The 14,761-nt window shown below is 57.6% G+C and carries 14 protein-coding genes; 11 read left to right on the forward strand and 3 right to left on the reverse strand.

What is annotated here, in order from left to right:
* Nucleotides 1–273: 273 nt before the first annotated feature.
* The gene (cyaA, locus tag IM294_RS20035) at nt 274–2,817 is read left to right on the forward strand and encodes a class I adenylate cyclase (RefSeq protein WP_028014798.1); all 2,544 of its coding nucleotides are present in this window, start codon (nt 274–276) and stop codon (nt 2,815–2,817) included.
* A 91-nt stretch (nt 2,818–2,908) separates the two neighbouring features.
* Here the strand turns inward: cyaA and cyaY are convergent, their stop codons facing one another.
* The gene (cyaY, locus tag IM294_RS20040; RefSeq protein ID WP_041911829.1) at nt 2,909–3,229 is read right to left on the reverse strand and encodes an iron donor protein CyaY; all 321 of its coding nucleotides are present in this window, start codon (nt 3,227–3,229) and stop codon (nt 2,909–2,911) included.
* A 135-nt stretch (nt 3,230–3,364) separates the two neighbouring features.
* On the opposite strand from cyaY, the gene IM294_RS20045 reads away from it, so the two are divergent.
* The 8 genes from IM294_RS20045 (at nt 3,365) to corA (ending at nt 10,296) form a co-directional block, all read left to right on the forward strand.
* Nucleotides 3,365–3,568, forward strand: coding sequence for a lipoprotein (locus IM294_RS20045; protein WP_041911830.1), 204 nt, complete (start codon nt 3,365–3,367; stop codon nt 3,566–3,568).
* Nucleotides 3,569–3,603: 35 nt separating this feature from the next.
* Nucleotides 3,604–4,428: a diaminopimelate epimerase gene (gene dapF, locus IM294_RS20050; RefSeq protein ID WP_041911831.1), complete on the forward strand. Its 825-nt coding sequence runs from the start codon at nt 3,604–3,606 to the stop codon at nt 4,426–4,428.
* A complete protein-coding gene (locus IM294_RS20055; protein WP_028014794.1) occupies nt 4,425–5,132 on the forward strand; it encodes a DUF484 domain-containing protein in 708 nt (235 codons plus the stop codon). The genes dapF and IM294_RS20055 overlap by 4 nt, the downstream gene beginning before the upstream one ends.
* Complete coding sequence (gene xerC / locus IM294_RS20060) at nt 5,129–6,031, forward strand: tyrosine recombinase XerC (RefSeq protein ID WP_059357714.1); 903 nt, start codon at nt 5,129–5,131, stop codon at nt 6,029–6,031. Before IM294_RS20055 ends, xerC begins: the two co-directional genes overlap by 4 nt.
* Nucleotides 6,031–6,747, forward strand: a complete 717-nt coding sequence (yigB, locus tag IM294_RS20065) for a 5-amino-6-(5-phospho-D-ribitylamino)uracil phosphatase YigB (RefSeq protein WP_028014792.1) — start codon at nt 6,031–6,033, stop codon at nt 6,745–6,747. Before xerC ends, yigB begins: the two co-directional genes overlap by 1 nt.
* A gap of 79 nt (nt 6,748–6,826) precedes the next feature.
* The gene (uvrD, locus tag IM294_RS20070; RefSeq protein WP_045631335.1) at nt 6,827–8,989 is read left to right on the forward strand and encodes a DNA helicase II; all 2,163 of its coding nucleotides are present in this window, start codon (nt 6,827–6,829) and stop codon (nt 8,987–8,989) included.
* A 149-nt stretch (nt 8,990–9,138) separates the two neighbouring features.
* The gene (gene ysgD, locus IM294_RS22130; RefSeq protein ID WP_212743980.1) at nt 9,139–9,195 is read left to right on the forward strand and encodes a YsgD/CorL family protein; all 57 of its coding nucleotides are present in this window, start codon (nt 9,139–9,141) and stop codon (nt 9,193–9,195) included.
* Between the two features lie 150 nt (nt 9,196–9,345).
* Entirely contained in the window at nt 9,346–10,296 is a 951-nt protein-coding gene (corA, locus tag IM294_RS20075) for a magnesium/cobalt transporter CorA (protein WP_008501540.1), read from the forward strand.
* Nucleotides 10,297–10,338: 42 nt separating this feature from the next.
* Here corA and rarD read toward each other — a convergent pair whose 3' ends face one another.
* Nucleotides 10,339–11,235 (reverse strand): EamA family transporter RarD, encoded by an 897-nt coding sequence (rarD, locus tag IM294_RS20080; RefSeq protein ID WP_041911834.1) that lies wholly within the window; start codon nt 11,233–11,235, stop codon nt 10,339–10,341.
* A gap of 51 nt (nt 11,236–11,286) precedes the next feature.
* Complete coding sequence (gene yigI, locus IM294_RS20085; protein WP_126818777.1) at nt 11,287–11,754, reverse strand: acyl-CoA thioesterase YigI; 468 nt, start codon at nt 11,752–11,754, stop codon at nt 11,287–11,289.
* A 162-nt stretch (nt 11,755–11,916) separates the two neighbouring features.
* Between yigI and pldA the strand changes: the two genes are divergently transcribed.
* On the forward strand, nt 11,917–12,786 hold the full coding sequence (pldA, locus tag IM294_RS20090; RefSeq protein WP_126818778.1) for a phospholipase A: 870 nt from the start codon (nt 11,917–11,919) through the stop codon (nt 12,784–12,786).
* A 90-nt stretch (nt 12,787–12,876) separates the two neighbouring features.
* Entirely contained in the window at nt 12,877–14,706 is a 1,830-nt protein-coding gene (gene recQ / locus IM294_RS20095; RefSeq protein WP_032644788.1) for an ATP-dependent DNA helicase RecQ, read from the forward strand.
* Nucleotides 14,707–14,761 lie beyond the last annotated feature (55 nt).

Below are 14,761 nucleotides of genomic sequence, written 5' to 3' on the forward strand. Positions count from 1 at the left end.
GCGTGAGAGGGACAAGGCGGCGTATTCGTCGCCATAGCCGTATTCAGGAATTTACACGTACAGAACGGTGCTACACTTGTATGTAGCGCATCTTTCTTTACGGTCAACCGGCAAGGTGTTAAATTGATCACGTTTTAGACCATTTTTTCGTCGGTACCACCATAATGACAAGGGCGAAATAAGGGTAACGGTTATCTTTTTGAAATACTGCGGGCTCGCTGTTATTCGTGTTTTGAATAGCTTACGACACCCGGAAACATCAGGCGATACGTCTTGTACCTCTATATTGAGACTCTGAAACAGAGACTGGATGCCATAAATCAACTGCGTGTGGATCGCGCGCTTGCTGCCATGGGCCCTGCTTTCCAGCAGGTATACAGTCTGCTGCCGACATTATTGCACTATCACCACCCGCTGATGCCTGGCTACCTTGATGGTAACGTTCCCCAGGGCATTTGCCTCTTCACGCCTGATGAAACCCAACAGCATTATCTGAACGAGCTGGAACTCTACCGCGGCATGCCGCCTCAGGTTTCTCCGAAAGGTGAACTGCCGATTACCGGCGTTTACTCCATGGGGAGCACCTCATCGGTAGGGCAGAGCTGTTCTTCGGACCTGGATATCTGGGTCTGCCATCAATCCTGGCTCGATAACGAAGAGCGCCAGCTGCTGCAGCGTAAATGCAGCCTGCTGGAAAGCTGGGCGGCCTCGCTTGGCGTGGAAGTGAGCTTCTTCCTGATTGATGAAAACCGTTTCCGCCATAACGAAAGCGGCAGTCTGGGTGGTGAGGACTGCGGCTCGACTCAGCACATCCTGTTGCTGGATGAGTTTTACCGTACTGCCGTTCGCCTGGCCGGGAAGCGTATTCTGTGGAATATGGTCCCGTGCGAAGAAGAAGAGCATTACGACGACTACGTCATGTCGCTTTACGCGCAGGGCGTACTGACGCCAAACGAATGGCTGGACCTGGGCGGCCTCAGCTCCCTGTCCGCCGAAGAGTACTTTGGCGCAAGCCTCTGGCAGCTCTATAAGAGTATTGATTCACCGTACAAAGCGGTGCTGAAAACCCTGCTGCTGGAAGCCTACTCGTGGGAATACCCTACGCCGCGCCTGCTGGCGAAAGATATCAAGCAGCGCCTGCACGATGGCGAAATTGTCTCCTACGGGCTCGACGCCTACTGCATGATGCTGGAGCGCGTTACCGAATACCTGAAAGCCATTGATGACACCACGCGTCTTGACCTGGTGCGTCGATGTTTCTATCTCAAGGTCTGTGAAAAGCTGAGCCGCGAGCGCGCCTGCGTGGGCTGGCGTCGTGAAGTGGTCAGTCAGCTAGTGAAAGAGTGGGGATGGGACGAAGCGCGCCTGTCCATGCTTGATAACCGCGCCAACTGGAAGATCGATCAGGTGCGTGAAGCGCACAACGAACTGCTCGACGCGATGATGCAAAGCTACCGTAACCTGATCCGCTTTGCGCGCCGCAATAACCTTAGCGTTTCCGCCAGCCCGCAGGATATCGGGGTGTTAACCCGTAAGCTGTACGCCGCGTTTGAAGCGCTGCCGGGCAAAGTGACCCTGGTTAACCCGCAGATTTCGCCTGACCTGTCTGAACCAAACCTGACCTTTATCTATGTGCCGCCGGGCCGCGCAAACCGCACCGGGTGGTATCTGTACAACCGTGCGCCAAGCATGGATTCCATCATCAGCCATCAGCCGCTGGAATATAACCGCTATCTGAACAAGCTGGTGGCGTGGGCCTGGTTTAACGGCCTGCTGACCTCGCGCACGCGCCTGTTTATCAAGGGCAATGAGGTTGTCGATTTAGCCAAGCTGCAGGAGATGGTGGCGGATGTCTCGCACCACTTCCCGCTGCGTCTGCCTGCGCCGACGCCAAAAGCGCTCTACAGCCCGTGCGAGATCCGTCACCTGGCAATCATCGTTAACCTGGAGTACGACCCGACGGCGGCCTTCCGCAATCAGGTAGTCCATTTTGACTTCCGCAAGCTGGACGTCTTCAGCTTTGGCGAGCAGCAAAACTGCCTGGTGGGCAGCGTGGACCTGCTTTACCGCAACTCGTGGAACGAAGTGCGCACCCTGCACTTCAACGGCGAGCAGGCGATGATTGAAGCGCTGAAAACCATTCTCGGCAAGATGCACCAGGACGCCGCGCCGCCGGACAGCGTCGAAGTGTTCTGCTACAGCCAGCATCTGCGTGGGTTGATTCGTACCCGCGTGCAGCAGCTGGTCTCTGAATGCATCGAACTGCGCCTCTCCAGCACCCGTCAGGAAACCGGGCGCTTTAAAGCGCTGCGCGTCTCCGGGCAGACGTGGGGCCTGTTCTTCGAGCGTCTGAACGTGTCGGTGCAGAAGCTGGAAAACGCTATCGAGTTCTACGGCGCGATTTCACACAACAAGCTGCACGGCCTGTCGGTTCAAGTGGAAACCAACCACGTCAAGCTGCCGCAGGTGGTGGATGGCTTTGCCAGTGAAGGGATTATTCAGTTCTTCTTTGAAGAGTCGGGCGACGATGCCGGGTTCAACATCTACATTCTGGATGAGACCAACCGCGCCGAGGTGTATCACCACTGTGAAGGCAGCAAAGAGGAGCTGGTGCGCGACGTCAGCCGCTTCTACTCTTCCTCGCATGACCGTTTCACCTACGGTTCCAGCTTTATCAACTTCAACCTGCCGCAGTTCTACCAGATTGTGAACGTGGATGGCCGAGCGCAGGTGATCCCGTTCCGCACGCAGGCGATTACCCCTGCGGCGCCTGCGAATCAGGATACTGCACCGCTATTGCAGCAGTATTTCTCCTGAGGCTTTTCGCCGGGTGGCGCTTACGCTTACCCGGCCTACGGTTCGAGCCGTTGTAGGCCCGGTAAGGCGTAGCCGCTACCGGGCAACAAAACTACCTGAAACGCACTTCCTCGCCCGCCTGCGCGGTCGCCGCCTGTTCCAGCAGATCCCAGAACGTTTCGCCGCTGCGATCGCAAACCCACTCGTCACCCTTCAAATCAAAGTGATAGCCGCCCTGTTTGGCCGCCAGCCACACCTGGTGAAGCGGCTCCTGACGGTTAATAATAATTTTGCTGCCGTTTTCGAAGCTCAGGGTCAGAATGCCACCGTTGATTTCACAATCGATATCGCTGTCGCCGTCCCAGTCGTCGATACGTTCTTCGATGGTCATCCACAGGGTGTCGGCAAGGCGATGGAATTCACTGTCGTTCATGGTTTTGTTCCTGTTTTTCGTGATGGCGGCAGTATAACGCTAAATAATTCCCGTTGCAGGAAAGCGGCAAACTCTTGCTTTTGTGTCTTCTCCTGCGATGATAGAAACAGATTTGAACTTACGGGCAACTTTATAATGAAAAACGCTTTCCGAACGCTTGCCGTTCTCATCACGCTGTTTAGCCTGACCGGCTGCGGACTGAAGGGACCACTCTACTTCCCGCCTGCGGATAAAACCGCGCCGCCGCCGACAAAACCGGTTAACAGCGGCATCGAGTCTTCCACGCCAAAGACTAACGATCGTGGCGATAACGGCGGTCCGACTCAGGTTAACCTCTGACGACAACGTTCTGTACCCGCGCAATGGAGCAAATGATGCAGTTCTCTAAAATGCATGGCCTTGGCAACGATTTTATGGTCGTCGACGCGGTAACGCAGAATGTGTTTTTCTCCCCGGAACTGATCCGCCGCCTGGCGGATCGGCACGTGGGCGTGGGGTTCGATCAGCTGCTGGTGGTTGAGCCGCCCTACGATCCTGACCTCGATTTCCACTACCGTATTTTCAACGCTGACGGCAGTGAGGTTAACCAGTGCGGCAATGGCGCGCGCTGTTTCGCCCGCTTTGTCCGCCTGAAAGGGCTCACCAATAAGCGCGATATCCGCGTCAGTACCGCCAACGGTCGTATGGTGCTCAGCGTTACCGACGATGAACTGGTGCGCGTCAATATGGGCGAGCCTAACTTCGAGCCTTCCGCCGTGCCGTTTCGCGCAAACAAAGCGGAAAAGACCTATATTATGCGGGCGGCCGAGCAGACAGTATTGTGCGGCGTTGTCTCGATGGGTAACCCGCACTGCGTGATTCAGGTGGATGACGTGGAAACTGCGGCGGTCGAAACGCTCGGTCCGGTGCTGGAGAGCCACGAGCGGTTCCCGGAGCGGGCGAACATCGGCTTTATGCAGGTGGTGAAGCGTGAACACATCCGTCTGCGGGTTTACGAGCGCGGCGCGGGCGAAACCCAGGCCTGCGGAAGCGGCGCCTGTGCGGCGGTGGCCGTCGGTATCTCCCAGGGGTTACTGGCAGAAGAGGTCCGCGTGGAATTACCGGGCGGTCGTCTTGATATCGCCTGGAAAGGAGCGGGTCATCCACTGTACATGACTGGCCCGGCGACACATGTTTATGACGGGTTTATCCATCTATGAAACAACCAGGGGAAGAACTGCAGGAAACAGTGACGGAACTGGACGACAGCGCTGTTGTTGATTATCTGCTGAACAATCCTGAGTTTTTTATTCGCAATGCACGCGTCGTCGAACGAATGCGCGTGCCGCATCCGGTTCGCGGGACCGTGTCGCTGGTCGAATGGCACATGGCGCGCTCGCGTAACCACATCAACCAGCTTGAAGAGAACATGACGCTGCTGATGGAGCAGGCTAGCACCAACGAAAGCCTGTTCTATCGCCTTCTGCACCTGCAGGCGCGTCTGGCTTCGGCGCACAGCCTTGAAGAGTTTCTCAGCCGCTTCCACCGCTGGGCGCGCGAGCTGGGGCTGGCGGGCGCAACGATTCGTCTCTTCCCTGACCGCTGGCGCATTGGCGCACCGTCGGGGTTCACCCATCTGGCGCTCAGCCGTCAGGCGTTTGAGCCGCTGCGCATTCAGCGCCTGGGCCATGAGCATCACTATCTGGGGCCGCTGAATGGACCTGAGCTGCTGGTAGTGCTGCCGGAAGCCAAAGCGATTGGCTCGGTGGCGATGTCGCTGATGGGGCGCGATGGCGACCTGGGGGTAATATTATTTACCAGCCGCGACGCGCACCACTATGAGCAGGGGCAAGCCACGCACCTGCTGCAGGAGATCGCCCTGATGCTGCCCGAGCTGCTGGAGCGCTGGATTGAACGCGTATGACGGACGGACTGCTCGCCACTGACGTCACCCGGTTTCTGCGCTATCTGGGCGTTGAACGTCAGCTCAGCCCCATCACGCTGCTCAACTATCAGCGTCAGCTTGATGCCATCATGCAGATTGCCGAAGAAATCGGCCTGAAAAGCTGGCAACAATGTGATGCCGCCACGGTACGCGGGTTCGTCGTGCGTAGCCGTAAAAAAAATCTTAGCCCGGCGAGCCTTGCGCTGCGGCTCTCTGCCCTGCGCAGCTTCTTCGACTGGCTGGTCAGCCAGGGCGGCCTGAAAGCTAACCCGGCAAAAGGGATCGCCACGCCGAAAGCCCCGCGCCATCTGCCGAAAAATATCGACGTCGACGACGTAAACCGCCTGCTGGATATCGATCTAAACGATCCGCTGGCCGTGCGCGACCGCGCGATGCTTGAGGTGATGTACGGCGCGGGCCTGCGTCTCTCCGAACTGGTGAACCTCGACTTAAAGCATCTCGATCTGGAATCCGGCGAAGTGTGGGTGATGGGCAAGGGCAGCAAAGAGCGCCGCCTGCCGATTGGCCGCAACGCCGTCTCCTGGATTGAGCACTGGCTGGATCTGCGCGGCCTGTTTGGCGCGGAAGAGGATGCGCTGTTTTTATCAAAGCTTGGCAAGCGGATCTCCGCGCGTAACGTGCAGAAGCGCTTTGCGGAGTGGGGCATCAAGCAGGGGCTGAACAGCCACGTGCATCCCCACAAGCTGCGCCACTCCTTTGCGACACACATGCTGGAATCGAGCGGCGATCTGCGCGGCGTACAGGAACTGCTTGGCCACGCGAATCTGTCGACCACTCAAATTTATACCCACTTAGACTTCCAACACCTTGCCTCGGTGTATGACGCGGCGCATCCACGCGCCAAACGGGGGAAATAATGCGTTTTTACCGCCCACTCGGTCAGATCTCAGCCCTGACGTTTGACCTTGATGACACCCTTTATGACAACCGCGAGGTGATCCTGCGTACCGAGCAGGAGTCGCTGGCGTTTGTGCAGAACTACCATCCGGCGCTGAAAGCGATGCAGAACAAGGACTTCCAGAAGCTGCGTCAGTCCCTGCGGGAGACCGAGCCGGACATTTACCACGACGTGACCGAATGGCGTCGCCGTGCGGTTGAGCAGGCGATGCTTAACGCGGGTCTGAGCGCACAGGATGCCGCCGTCGGTGCCGAAGCGGCAATGGAAAACTTCGCCAAATGGCGCAGCCGCATCGACGTGCCACAGGAAACCCACGACACGCTGGCGAAGCTTGCCGAAAAGTGGCCGCTGGTGGCCATCACCAACGGCAATGCCCAGCCGGAGCTGTTTGGCCTCAGCGATTATTTTGAATTCGTGCTGCGCGCGGGTCCGCACGGGCGCGCGAAGCCGTTCAGCGACATGTACCATCTGGCAGCGGAGAAGCTTAACCTGCCGCTGGGTGAGATCCTGCACGTGGGCGATGACCTGACCACCGACGTGGCGGGTGCCATCCGCTGTGGCATGCAGGCCTGCTGGATCAAGCCAGAAAATGCGGAGCTGATGACCGCAACAGACAGCCGTCTTCTGCCGCACGTGGAAATTTCGCGGTTGGCATCCCTCACGACGCTGATATAATCATCAATTGTTCTGTATAAATTAACAGGGTTTTGGCGAGTGGAAACATTTGCCTGCCCGACATGACGTGACGGTGCCAATGGACGTTTCTTACCTGCTCGACAGCCTTAATGACAAACAGCGTGACGCGGTTGCCGCCTCGCGCACCAACCTGCTGGTTCTGGCTGGGGCGGGGAGTGGTAAGACACGCGTGCTGGTTCACCGTATCGCCTGGCTGCAGAGCGTGGAAAACTGCTCACCGTACTCGATTATGGCCGTGACGTTTACCAACAAGGCGGCGGCGGAGATGCGTCACCGTATCGCCCAACTGATGGGCACCAGCCAGGGCGGCATGTGGGTTGGCACCTTCCACGGCCTGGCGCACCGTCTGCTGCGCGCGCACCATATGGACGCTAACCTGCCGCAGGATTTCCAGATCCTCGACAGCGAAGATCAGCTCCGCCTGCTGAAGCGCCTGATCAAGGCGATGAACCTCGACGAGAAGCAGTGGCCGCCGCGTCAGGCGATGTGGTACATCAACGGACAGAAAGACGAAGGTCTGCGCCCGCACCACATTCAGAGCTTCGGTAATCCGGTCGAGCAGACCTGGCAGAACGTCTATAAGGCCTATCAGGAAGCGTGCGACCGCGCCGGCCTGGTGGATTTCGCCGAGCTGCTGCTGCGCGCCCACGAGTTGTGGCTGAACAAACCGCATATCCTGCAACACTACCGCGAACGCTTTACCAACATCCTGGTGGACGAATTCCAGGATACCAACAACATCCAGTACGCGTGGATCCGCCTGCTGGCCGGAGATACCGGCAAGGTGATGATCGTGGGCGATGACGACCAGTCGATCTACGGCTGGCGCGGCGCGCAGGTTGAGAACATCCAGCGCTTCCTCAACGATTTCCCCGGCGCGGAAACCATCCGTCTGGAGCAGAACTACCGCTCAACCAGCAACATCCTGAGCGCGGCCAACGCCCTGATTGAGAACAACAACGGGCGTCTGGGCAAAAAGCTGTGGACCGACGGCGTCGACGGCGAACCGATCTCGATTTACTGCGCCTTCAACGAGCTCGACGAAGCCCGCTTCGTGGTGAACCGCATCAAAACCTGGCAGGACAACGGCGGCGCGCTGGAGCAGTGCGCCATTCTCTACCGCAGCAACGCCCAGTCGCGCGTGCTGGAAGAGGCGCTGCTGCAGGTGAGCATGCCGTACCGCATTTACGGCGGCATGCGATTCTTCGAACGTCAGGAGATCAAAGATGCACTCTCGTATCTGCGCCTGATCGCCAACCGCAACGACGACGCGGCGTTTGAGCGCGTGGTGAACACGCCGACCCGCGGGATTGGCGACCGTACGCTGGACGTGGTGCGTCAGGCCTCGCGCGATCGCCAGCTGACGCTGTGGCAGGCGTGCCGCGAGCTGCTGCAGGAAAAAGCCCTCGCCGGACGCGCCGCCAGCGCGCTCCAGCGCTTCCTGGAATTAATTGATGCCCTGGCGCAGGAAACCGCCGACATGCCGCTGCACGTGCAGACCGACCGGGTGATTAAAGACTCCGGGCTGCGTACCATGTACGAGCAGGAAAAAGGCGAAAAGGGGCAGACCCGTATAGAGAACTTAGAGGAACTGGTCACGGCAACGCGCCAGTTCAGCTACAACGAAGAAGACGAAGACCTGATGCCGCTGCAGGCATTCCTCTCTCACGCCGCGCTGGAAGCGGGTGAAGGGCAGGCGGACACCTGGCAGGACGCGGTTCAACTGATGACCCTGCACTCCGCCAAAGGTCTGGAGTTCCCGCAGGTGTTTATCGTCGGCATGGAAGAGGGCATGTTCCCAAGCCAGATGTCGCTGGATGAAGGCGGGCGTCTGGAAGAAGAACGTCGTCTGGCTTACGTGGGCGTGACGCGAGCGATGCAGAAGCTGACGCTAACCTACGCAGAAACCCGCCGCCTGTACGGTAAAGAGGTCTATCACCGTCCGTCGCGCTTTATCGGTGAACTGCCGGAAGAGTGCGTGGAAGAGGTGCGTCTGCGCGCCAGCATCAGCCGTCCGGTTAGCCATCCGCGCATGGGCTCGCCGATCTCTGAAACCGACACCGGCTACAAGCTGGGCCAGCGCGTGCGCCATTCGAAGTTTGGCGAAGGTACCATTGTGAATCTGGAAGGCAGCGGCGAGCACAGCCGCCTGCAGGTCGCGTTCCAGGGGCAGGGGATCAAATGGCTGGTGGCGGCCTACGCGAAGCTGGAAACAGTCTAACATTCAGAAAAATATCATTATTTTGTAATAATCTGCTAGCCTTATACGTTGAAGGTCAATTAATGCCCTTCAGCGTTCCGTTGCGTGTTGACGCCACAGTTATTGCTGGCGTAACATGCGCGCACGATTACGCTAAGAGGACATTCGCCTTGGACACACCCAGTAGATACTGGCTCAATTCCCTGTCATCCAGGAACAACTCCTAAGGCTATCTCCTCATGCTGATGGCCTTAGTGGTTGTCAGCGACTGCATTATTCCCGTCGCGCTGAGTCAGGCTGTTTAATGGTCTGAAACCCAATTTGTTTCTGTGTGCCCACCGAACTGTCCGATATTTTTTGCATTGGGAGTCCCGGTCATGTTGAGCGCATTTCAACTCGAAAATAACCGACTGACTCGGCTTGAAGCCGAAGAGTCACAGCCCCTCATTGATGCCGTATGGGTGGATCTGGTCGAGCCGGACGACGATGAACGCCTTCGCGTACAATCTGAGCTGGGGCAAAGCCTGGCAACCCGCCCGGAACTGGAAGACATCGAAGCCTCCGCGCGTTTTTTTGAAGACGAGGACGGTCTGCATATTCACTCCTTCTTCTTCTTTGAAGATGCGGAAGATCACGCGGGCAACTCCACCGTGGCGTTTACCATTCGCGACGGTCGTCTGTTTACTCTGCGTGAACGCGAACTGCCGGCGTTTCGTCTCTACCGCATGCGCGCCCGCAGCCAGGCGATGGTGGACGGCAACGCTTACGAGCTGCTGCTCGATCTGTTCGAGACTAAAATTGAACAGCTGGCGGACGAAATTGAAAATATCTACAGCGATCTGGAAAAGCTGAGCCGCGTGATCATGGAAGGCCATCAGGGGGATGAGTACGACGAAGCACTTTCGACGCTGGCAGAGCTGGAAGATATCGGCTGGAAGGTGCGCTTGTGTCTGATGGATACCCAGCGCGCGCTGAACTTCCTGGTGCGCAAGGCGCGTCTGCCGGGCGGTCAGCTGGAGCAGGCGCGTGAGATCTTACGCGATATCGAATCTCTGCTGCCGCACAACGAATCTCTGTTCCAGAAGGTGAACTTCCTGATGCAGGCGGCGATGGGCTTTATCAACATCGAGCAGAACCGCATCATCAAGATCTTCTCGGTAGTGTCCGTGGTGTTCCTGCCGCCGACGCTGGTGGCGTCCAGCTACGGGATGAACTTCGAGTTTATGCCGGAGCTGAAGTGGAGCTTTGGCTACCCGGGGGCGATTATCTTTATGATCCTCGCCGGGCTGGCACCGTATCTGTACTTTAAGCGTCGGAACTGGCTGTAAAATCTGGCGGGTGGCGCTGCGCTTACCCGCCCTACAAAACACCTACATTCCTCTGCGGGTTCTGCGCTGGGTATAAATCGCATCGGCGACGAAAATCGCCAGCGCCACCCAGATAAAGGCGAAGGTCACCATCTTATCCGCACCCGGCACTTCGCCGTAAAACACCACCGCCAGCAGGAACATCAGCGTCGGGCCAATGTACTGGAAGAAGCCCAGCGTGGAGAGGCGCAGGCGCGTTGCCGCACCGGTGAAGCACAGCAGCGGAATGGTGGTCACTACGCCCGCCGCCATCAGCATCAGGTTCAGCGACCACGGGTTGCTGCCCATATGGCTGGTGGCGCTGTCGGCGATACCGAACAGATAGATCGCCGCCACCGGCAGCAGCCACAGGGTTTCAAACAGCATCCCGGTTTGCGCTTCCACCGCAATTTTCTTACGTACCAGGCCGTAAAAAGCAAAGCTGAACGCCAGACCGAGGGCGATAACCGGCAGCGAGCCAAACGTCCACAGCTGCACCAGCACGCCGCAGAAGGCGAGAATCACCGCCACCCACTGCATCCGGCGGAAGCGTTCGCCGAGGAAAATCATCCCCAGCACGATATTCACCAGCGGGTTAATGAAGTACCCCAGGCTCGCTTCGAGCATGTGGTGGTTATTCACCGCCCAGATAAACAGCAGCCAGTTGCCGCCGATCAGCACCGCAGAAAGCGCCAGCAGGAAGACCTTTTTAGGGGTTTGCAGCAGCGTTTTAACGCCGGACCACTGACGGCTGAGGCTCATCAGCGCGATCATGAAGAAGAACGACCAGATGACGCGGTGAGTGAGGATCTCGTCGGCCGGAACATAGGCGATAAATTTGAAGTACGCCGGGGCGATACCCCAAATAAAATAAGCGGCAAGGGCGAGTAAAACGCCCTGCCGCGTCTGTTTAGCATCCATCGGGAAAATCCGTTACAAAAAAGTGAATCAATTTTACCCGAATTTGCCGCCTCAACCCACCATATAAGTGGCGGTTGCGCTGGCGATATAAACCTGCTCCTCGTTATGCAGCTCAACGCGGGCAACGGCAACTTTTTTCCCGGCACGCAGCAGGCTGCTGGTGCAGGTAAAGCGGTTTCCGCGCCCCGGGCGAAGATAGTCGACGCGTAAATCAATGGTGCCCATGCGCGCCAGACGCTGGCGGAGTTCATCTTCGTTGATGGTGTCATGGCGCGTCAGCGTACTGCCCACGCAGACCAGGCCTGCCGCCACGTCCAGCGCGGAGGCAATCACCCCGCCGTGCAGAATACTTTGCGCCCAGTTACCCACCATCATCGGCTGGTTGTTGAAACTCAGCTGGGCAAACTCTTTCTCATAACGCTCCAGCTCAAGACCCAGCGCACGGTTAAACGGCATATGGTAAACAAAAATCTCGCCCACGAGTTTTAACACTTCTTCGGCGGTAAGCATGGCTGACATGAGGCATTACATCCTTATTGTTAATGAAATGTTGATTTTATGCTTCAGCAATAAGGAATTCCACTTTCAGAAACGAGGATGCAGCAGTTATCGCAGAAGTCTGTAGAATGTTCGCCTCATAACTATTCAGGTAATTTTACTCTTTGCAGGAGAACACCACCGATGCGGACGTATCTGGCCTGGTTACTGGCGGCGGTTGCGCTGCCCCTCACAGCATATGCGCAGGAAGCGACGATTAAAGAAGTCCATGATAAACCTGCCGTTAAGGGCAGCATTATCGCCAATATGCTGCAGGAGCATGACAATCCGTTCACGCTCTACCCGTATGACACGAACTACGTGATTTATACCCAAACCAGCGATCTCAACAAAGAAGCGATAAGCTCCTATAACTGGTCTGATAATGCGCGTAAGGATGAGGTGAAGTTCCAGCTTAGCCTCGCGTTCCCGTTCTGGCGCGGTATTCTGGGGCCAAACTCGGTGCTCGGCGCGTCTTATACGCAGAAATCCTGGTGGCAGCTCTCCAACAGCGGCGAATCTTCACCGTTCCGTGAAACCAACTATGAGCCGCAGCTTTTCCTCGGCTTCGCAACGGACTATGAATTTGCTGGCTGGACGCTGCGCGACGTCGAAGTGGGCTTTAACCATGATTCTAACGGACGTTCCGATCCAACCTCCCGTAGCTGGAACCGCGCCTATACGCGCCTGATGGCGCAAAACGGTAAATGGATGGTGGAAGTGAAGCCGTGGTATGTGCTCGGCAGCACCGATGACAACCCGGATATCACCAAATATATGGGCTACTACCAGCTCAAGGTCGGCTACCAGCTTGGTGATGCCGTGCTGAGCGCGAAAGGCCAGTACAACTGGAACACCGGCTACGGCGGTGCGGAGCTCGGTCTGAGCTACCCGGTGACGAAGCACGTGCGTCTCTATACCCAGGTGTATAGCGGCTACGGCGAGTCGCTGATCGATTACAACTTCAATCAGACTCGCGTTGGCGTGGGCGTAATGCTGAACGATATTCTCTAAGCTGCTCGAATGTTTTTGCGTTAAACGTTGAAGTTTCTCTCTCAGGCGCTGAAAATAGCGCCTGTTTTATTTTTCGCAAATGGGGTTAACGTGGCGCAGGCGGAAGTATTGAATCAGGAGTCGCTGGCTAAACAGGTTTTGCATGAAACCTTTGGCTACCAGCAGTTCCGCCCGGGCCAGGAAACCATCATTGAAACGGTGCTGGAAGGCCGAGACTGCCTGGTGGTGATGCCGACCGGCGGCGGTAAATCCCTCTGTTATCAGGTGCCCGCGCTGGTGCTTAACGGCCTGACGGTCGTGGTATCGCCTCTCATTTCCCTGATGAAAGACCAGGTTGACCAGCTGCTCGCCAACGGCGTGGCGGCGGCCTGTCTTAACTCGACCCAAACCCGGGAGCAGCAGCAAGAGGTGATGGCCGGGTGCCGCACCGGGCAGATCCGCCTGCTGTATATCGCGCCGGAACGCCTGATGCTGGATAACTTCCTCGACCATCTCGCGCACTGGAACCCGGTCCTGCTGGCGGTGGATGAAGCGCACTGTATCTCCCAGTGGGGACACGATTTCCGCCCGGAATATGCCGCCCTCGGCCAGCTGCGTCAGCGCTTCCCTGAACTGCCGTTTATGGCGCTTACCGCCACGGCGGATGACACCACGCGCCTGGATATCGTTCGCCTGCTGGGGCTGAACGACCCGTATATTCAGGTCAGCAGCTTCGACCGCCCGAACATCCGCTACATGCTGATGGAAAAATTCAAGCCGCTGGACCAGCTCCTGCGCTACGTTCAGGAGCAGCGCGGCAAGTCCGGTATCATCTACTGCAACAGCCGTGCGAAGGTGGAAGACACCGCCGCGCGTCTGCAAAATCGCGGCTTTAGCGCCGCCGCATATCACGCCGGGCTGGAGAACCACATCCGCGCCGACGTGCAGGAGAAATTCCAGCGCGACGACCTGCAAATCGTGGTCGCGACGGTGGCGTTCGGGATGGGCATCAACAAGCCGAACGTGCGCTTTGTGGTGCATTTCGACATTCCGCGCAATATCGAATCCTACTATCAGGAGACCGGCCGCGCCGGGCGTGACGGCCTGCCTGCGGAAGCGATGCTGTTTTACGATCCGGCCGATATGGCGTGGCTGCGCCGTTGTCTGGAAGAGAAGCCGCAGGGACAACTCCAGGACATCGAGCGCCACAAGCTCAACGCGATGGGTGCCTTCGCTGAAGCGCAAACCTGCCGCCGTCTGGTGCTGCTCAACTACTTTGGTGAAGGGCGACAGGAGCCGTGCGGCAACTGCGATATCTGCCTGGATCCGCCAAAGCAGTACGATGGCCTGATGGACGCGCGCAAAGCGCTCTCGACCATTTACCGCGTGAATCAACGCTTCGGGATGGGCTACGTGGTGGAAGTACTGCGCGGTGCCAATAACCAGCGTATCCGCGACATGGGCCACGACAAGCTGCCGGTTTACGGCATCGGTAAAGACCAGAGCCACGAGCACTGGGTCAGCATTATTCGTCAGCTGATCCACCTCGGCTTTGCCACACAGAACATTGCCCAGCACTCCGCGCTACAGCTGACCGAAGCAGCGCGTCCGGTGCTGCGCGGTGATGTTGAGCTCAAGCTCGCCGTGCCGCGCGTGGTTGCCCTCAAGCCGCGCGTGATGCAGAAATCCTACGGCGGTAACTATGACCGCAAGCTGTTTGCCAAGCTTCGCAAGCTGCGTAAAGCTATCGCTGACGAAGAGAACATCCCGCCATACGTGGTGTTCAACGACGCGACGCTGATTGAGATGGCGGAACAGATGCCGCTCAGCGCCAGCGAGATGCTCAGCGTCAACGGCGTGGGGACGCGCAAGCTGGAGCGCTTTGGTAAAGAGTTTATGGCGCTTATCCGCTCTCACGCCGATGGTGATGATGAGGAGTAGTCAGACGGGCGAAAAAGTGCCAGGATGATGACTCACTGAATTATTTCCCCGCGAG

The sequence above is a fragment of the Enterobacter cloacae complex sp. P43RS genome (genome assembly GCF_014930585.1).
Taxonomy (GTDB): Bacteria; Pseudomonadota; Gammaproteobacteria; order Enterobacterales; family Enterobacteriaceae; genus Enterobacter; species Enterobacter bugandensis.

Coding starts and splice junctions, on each gene's coding strand:
- IM294_RS20055 (WP_028014794.1), top strand. CDS start 4,425: ATGAAACAACCAGGGGAAGAACTGCAGGAAACAGTGACGGAACTGGAC.
- pldA (WP_126818778.1), top strand. CDS start 11,917: ATGCGGACGTATCTGGCCTGGTTACTGGCGGCGGTTGCGCTGCCCCTC.
- rarD (WP_041911834.1), bottom strand. CDS start 11,235: ATGGATGCTAAACAGACGCGGCAGGGCGTTTTACTCGCCCTTGCCGCT.
- uvrD (WP_045631335.1), top strand. CDS start 6,827: ATGGACGTTTCTTACCTGCTCGACAGCCTTAATGACAAACAGCGTGAC.
- corA (WP_008501540.1), top strand. CDS start 9,346: ATGTTGAGCGCATTTCAACTCGAAAATAACCGACTGACTCGGCTTGAA.
- IM294_RS20045 (WP_041911830.1), top strand. CDS start 3,365: ATGAAAAACGCTTTCCGAACGCTTGCCGTTCTCATCACGCTGTTTAGC.
- yigB (WP_028014792.1), top strand. CDS start 6,031: ATGCGTTTTTACCGCCCACTCGGTCAGATCTCAGCCCTGACGTTTGAC.
- xerC (WP_059357714.1), top strand. CDS start 5,129: ATGACGGACGGACTGCTCGCCACTGACGTCACCCGGTTTCTGCGCTAT.
- cyaY (WP_041911829.1), bottom strand. CDS start 3,229: ATGAACGACAGTGAATTCCATCGCCTTGCCGACACCCTGTGGATGACC.
- yigI (WP_126818777.1), bottom strand. CDS start 11,754: ATGTCAGCCATGCTTACCGCCGAAGAAGTGTTAAAACTCGTGGGCGAG.
- dapF (WP_041911831.1), top strand. CDS start 3,604: ATGCAGTTCTCTAAAATGCATGGCCTTGGCAACGATTTTATGGTCGTC.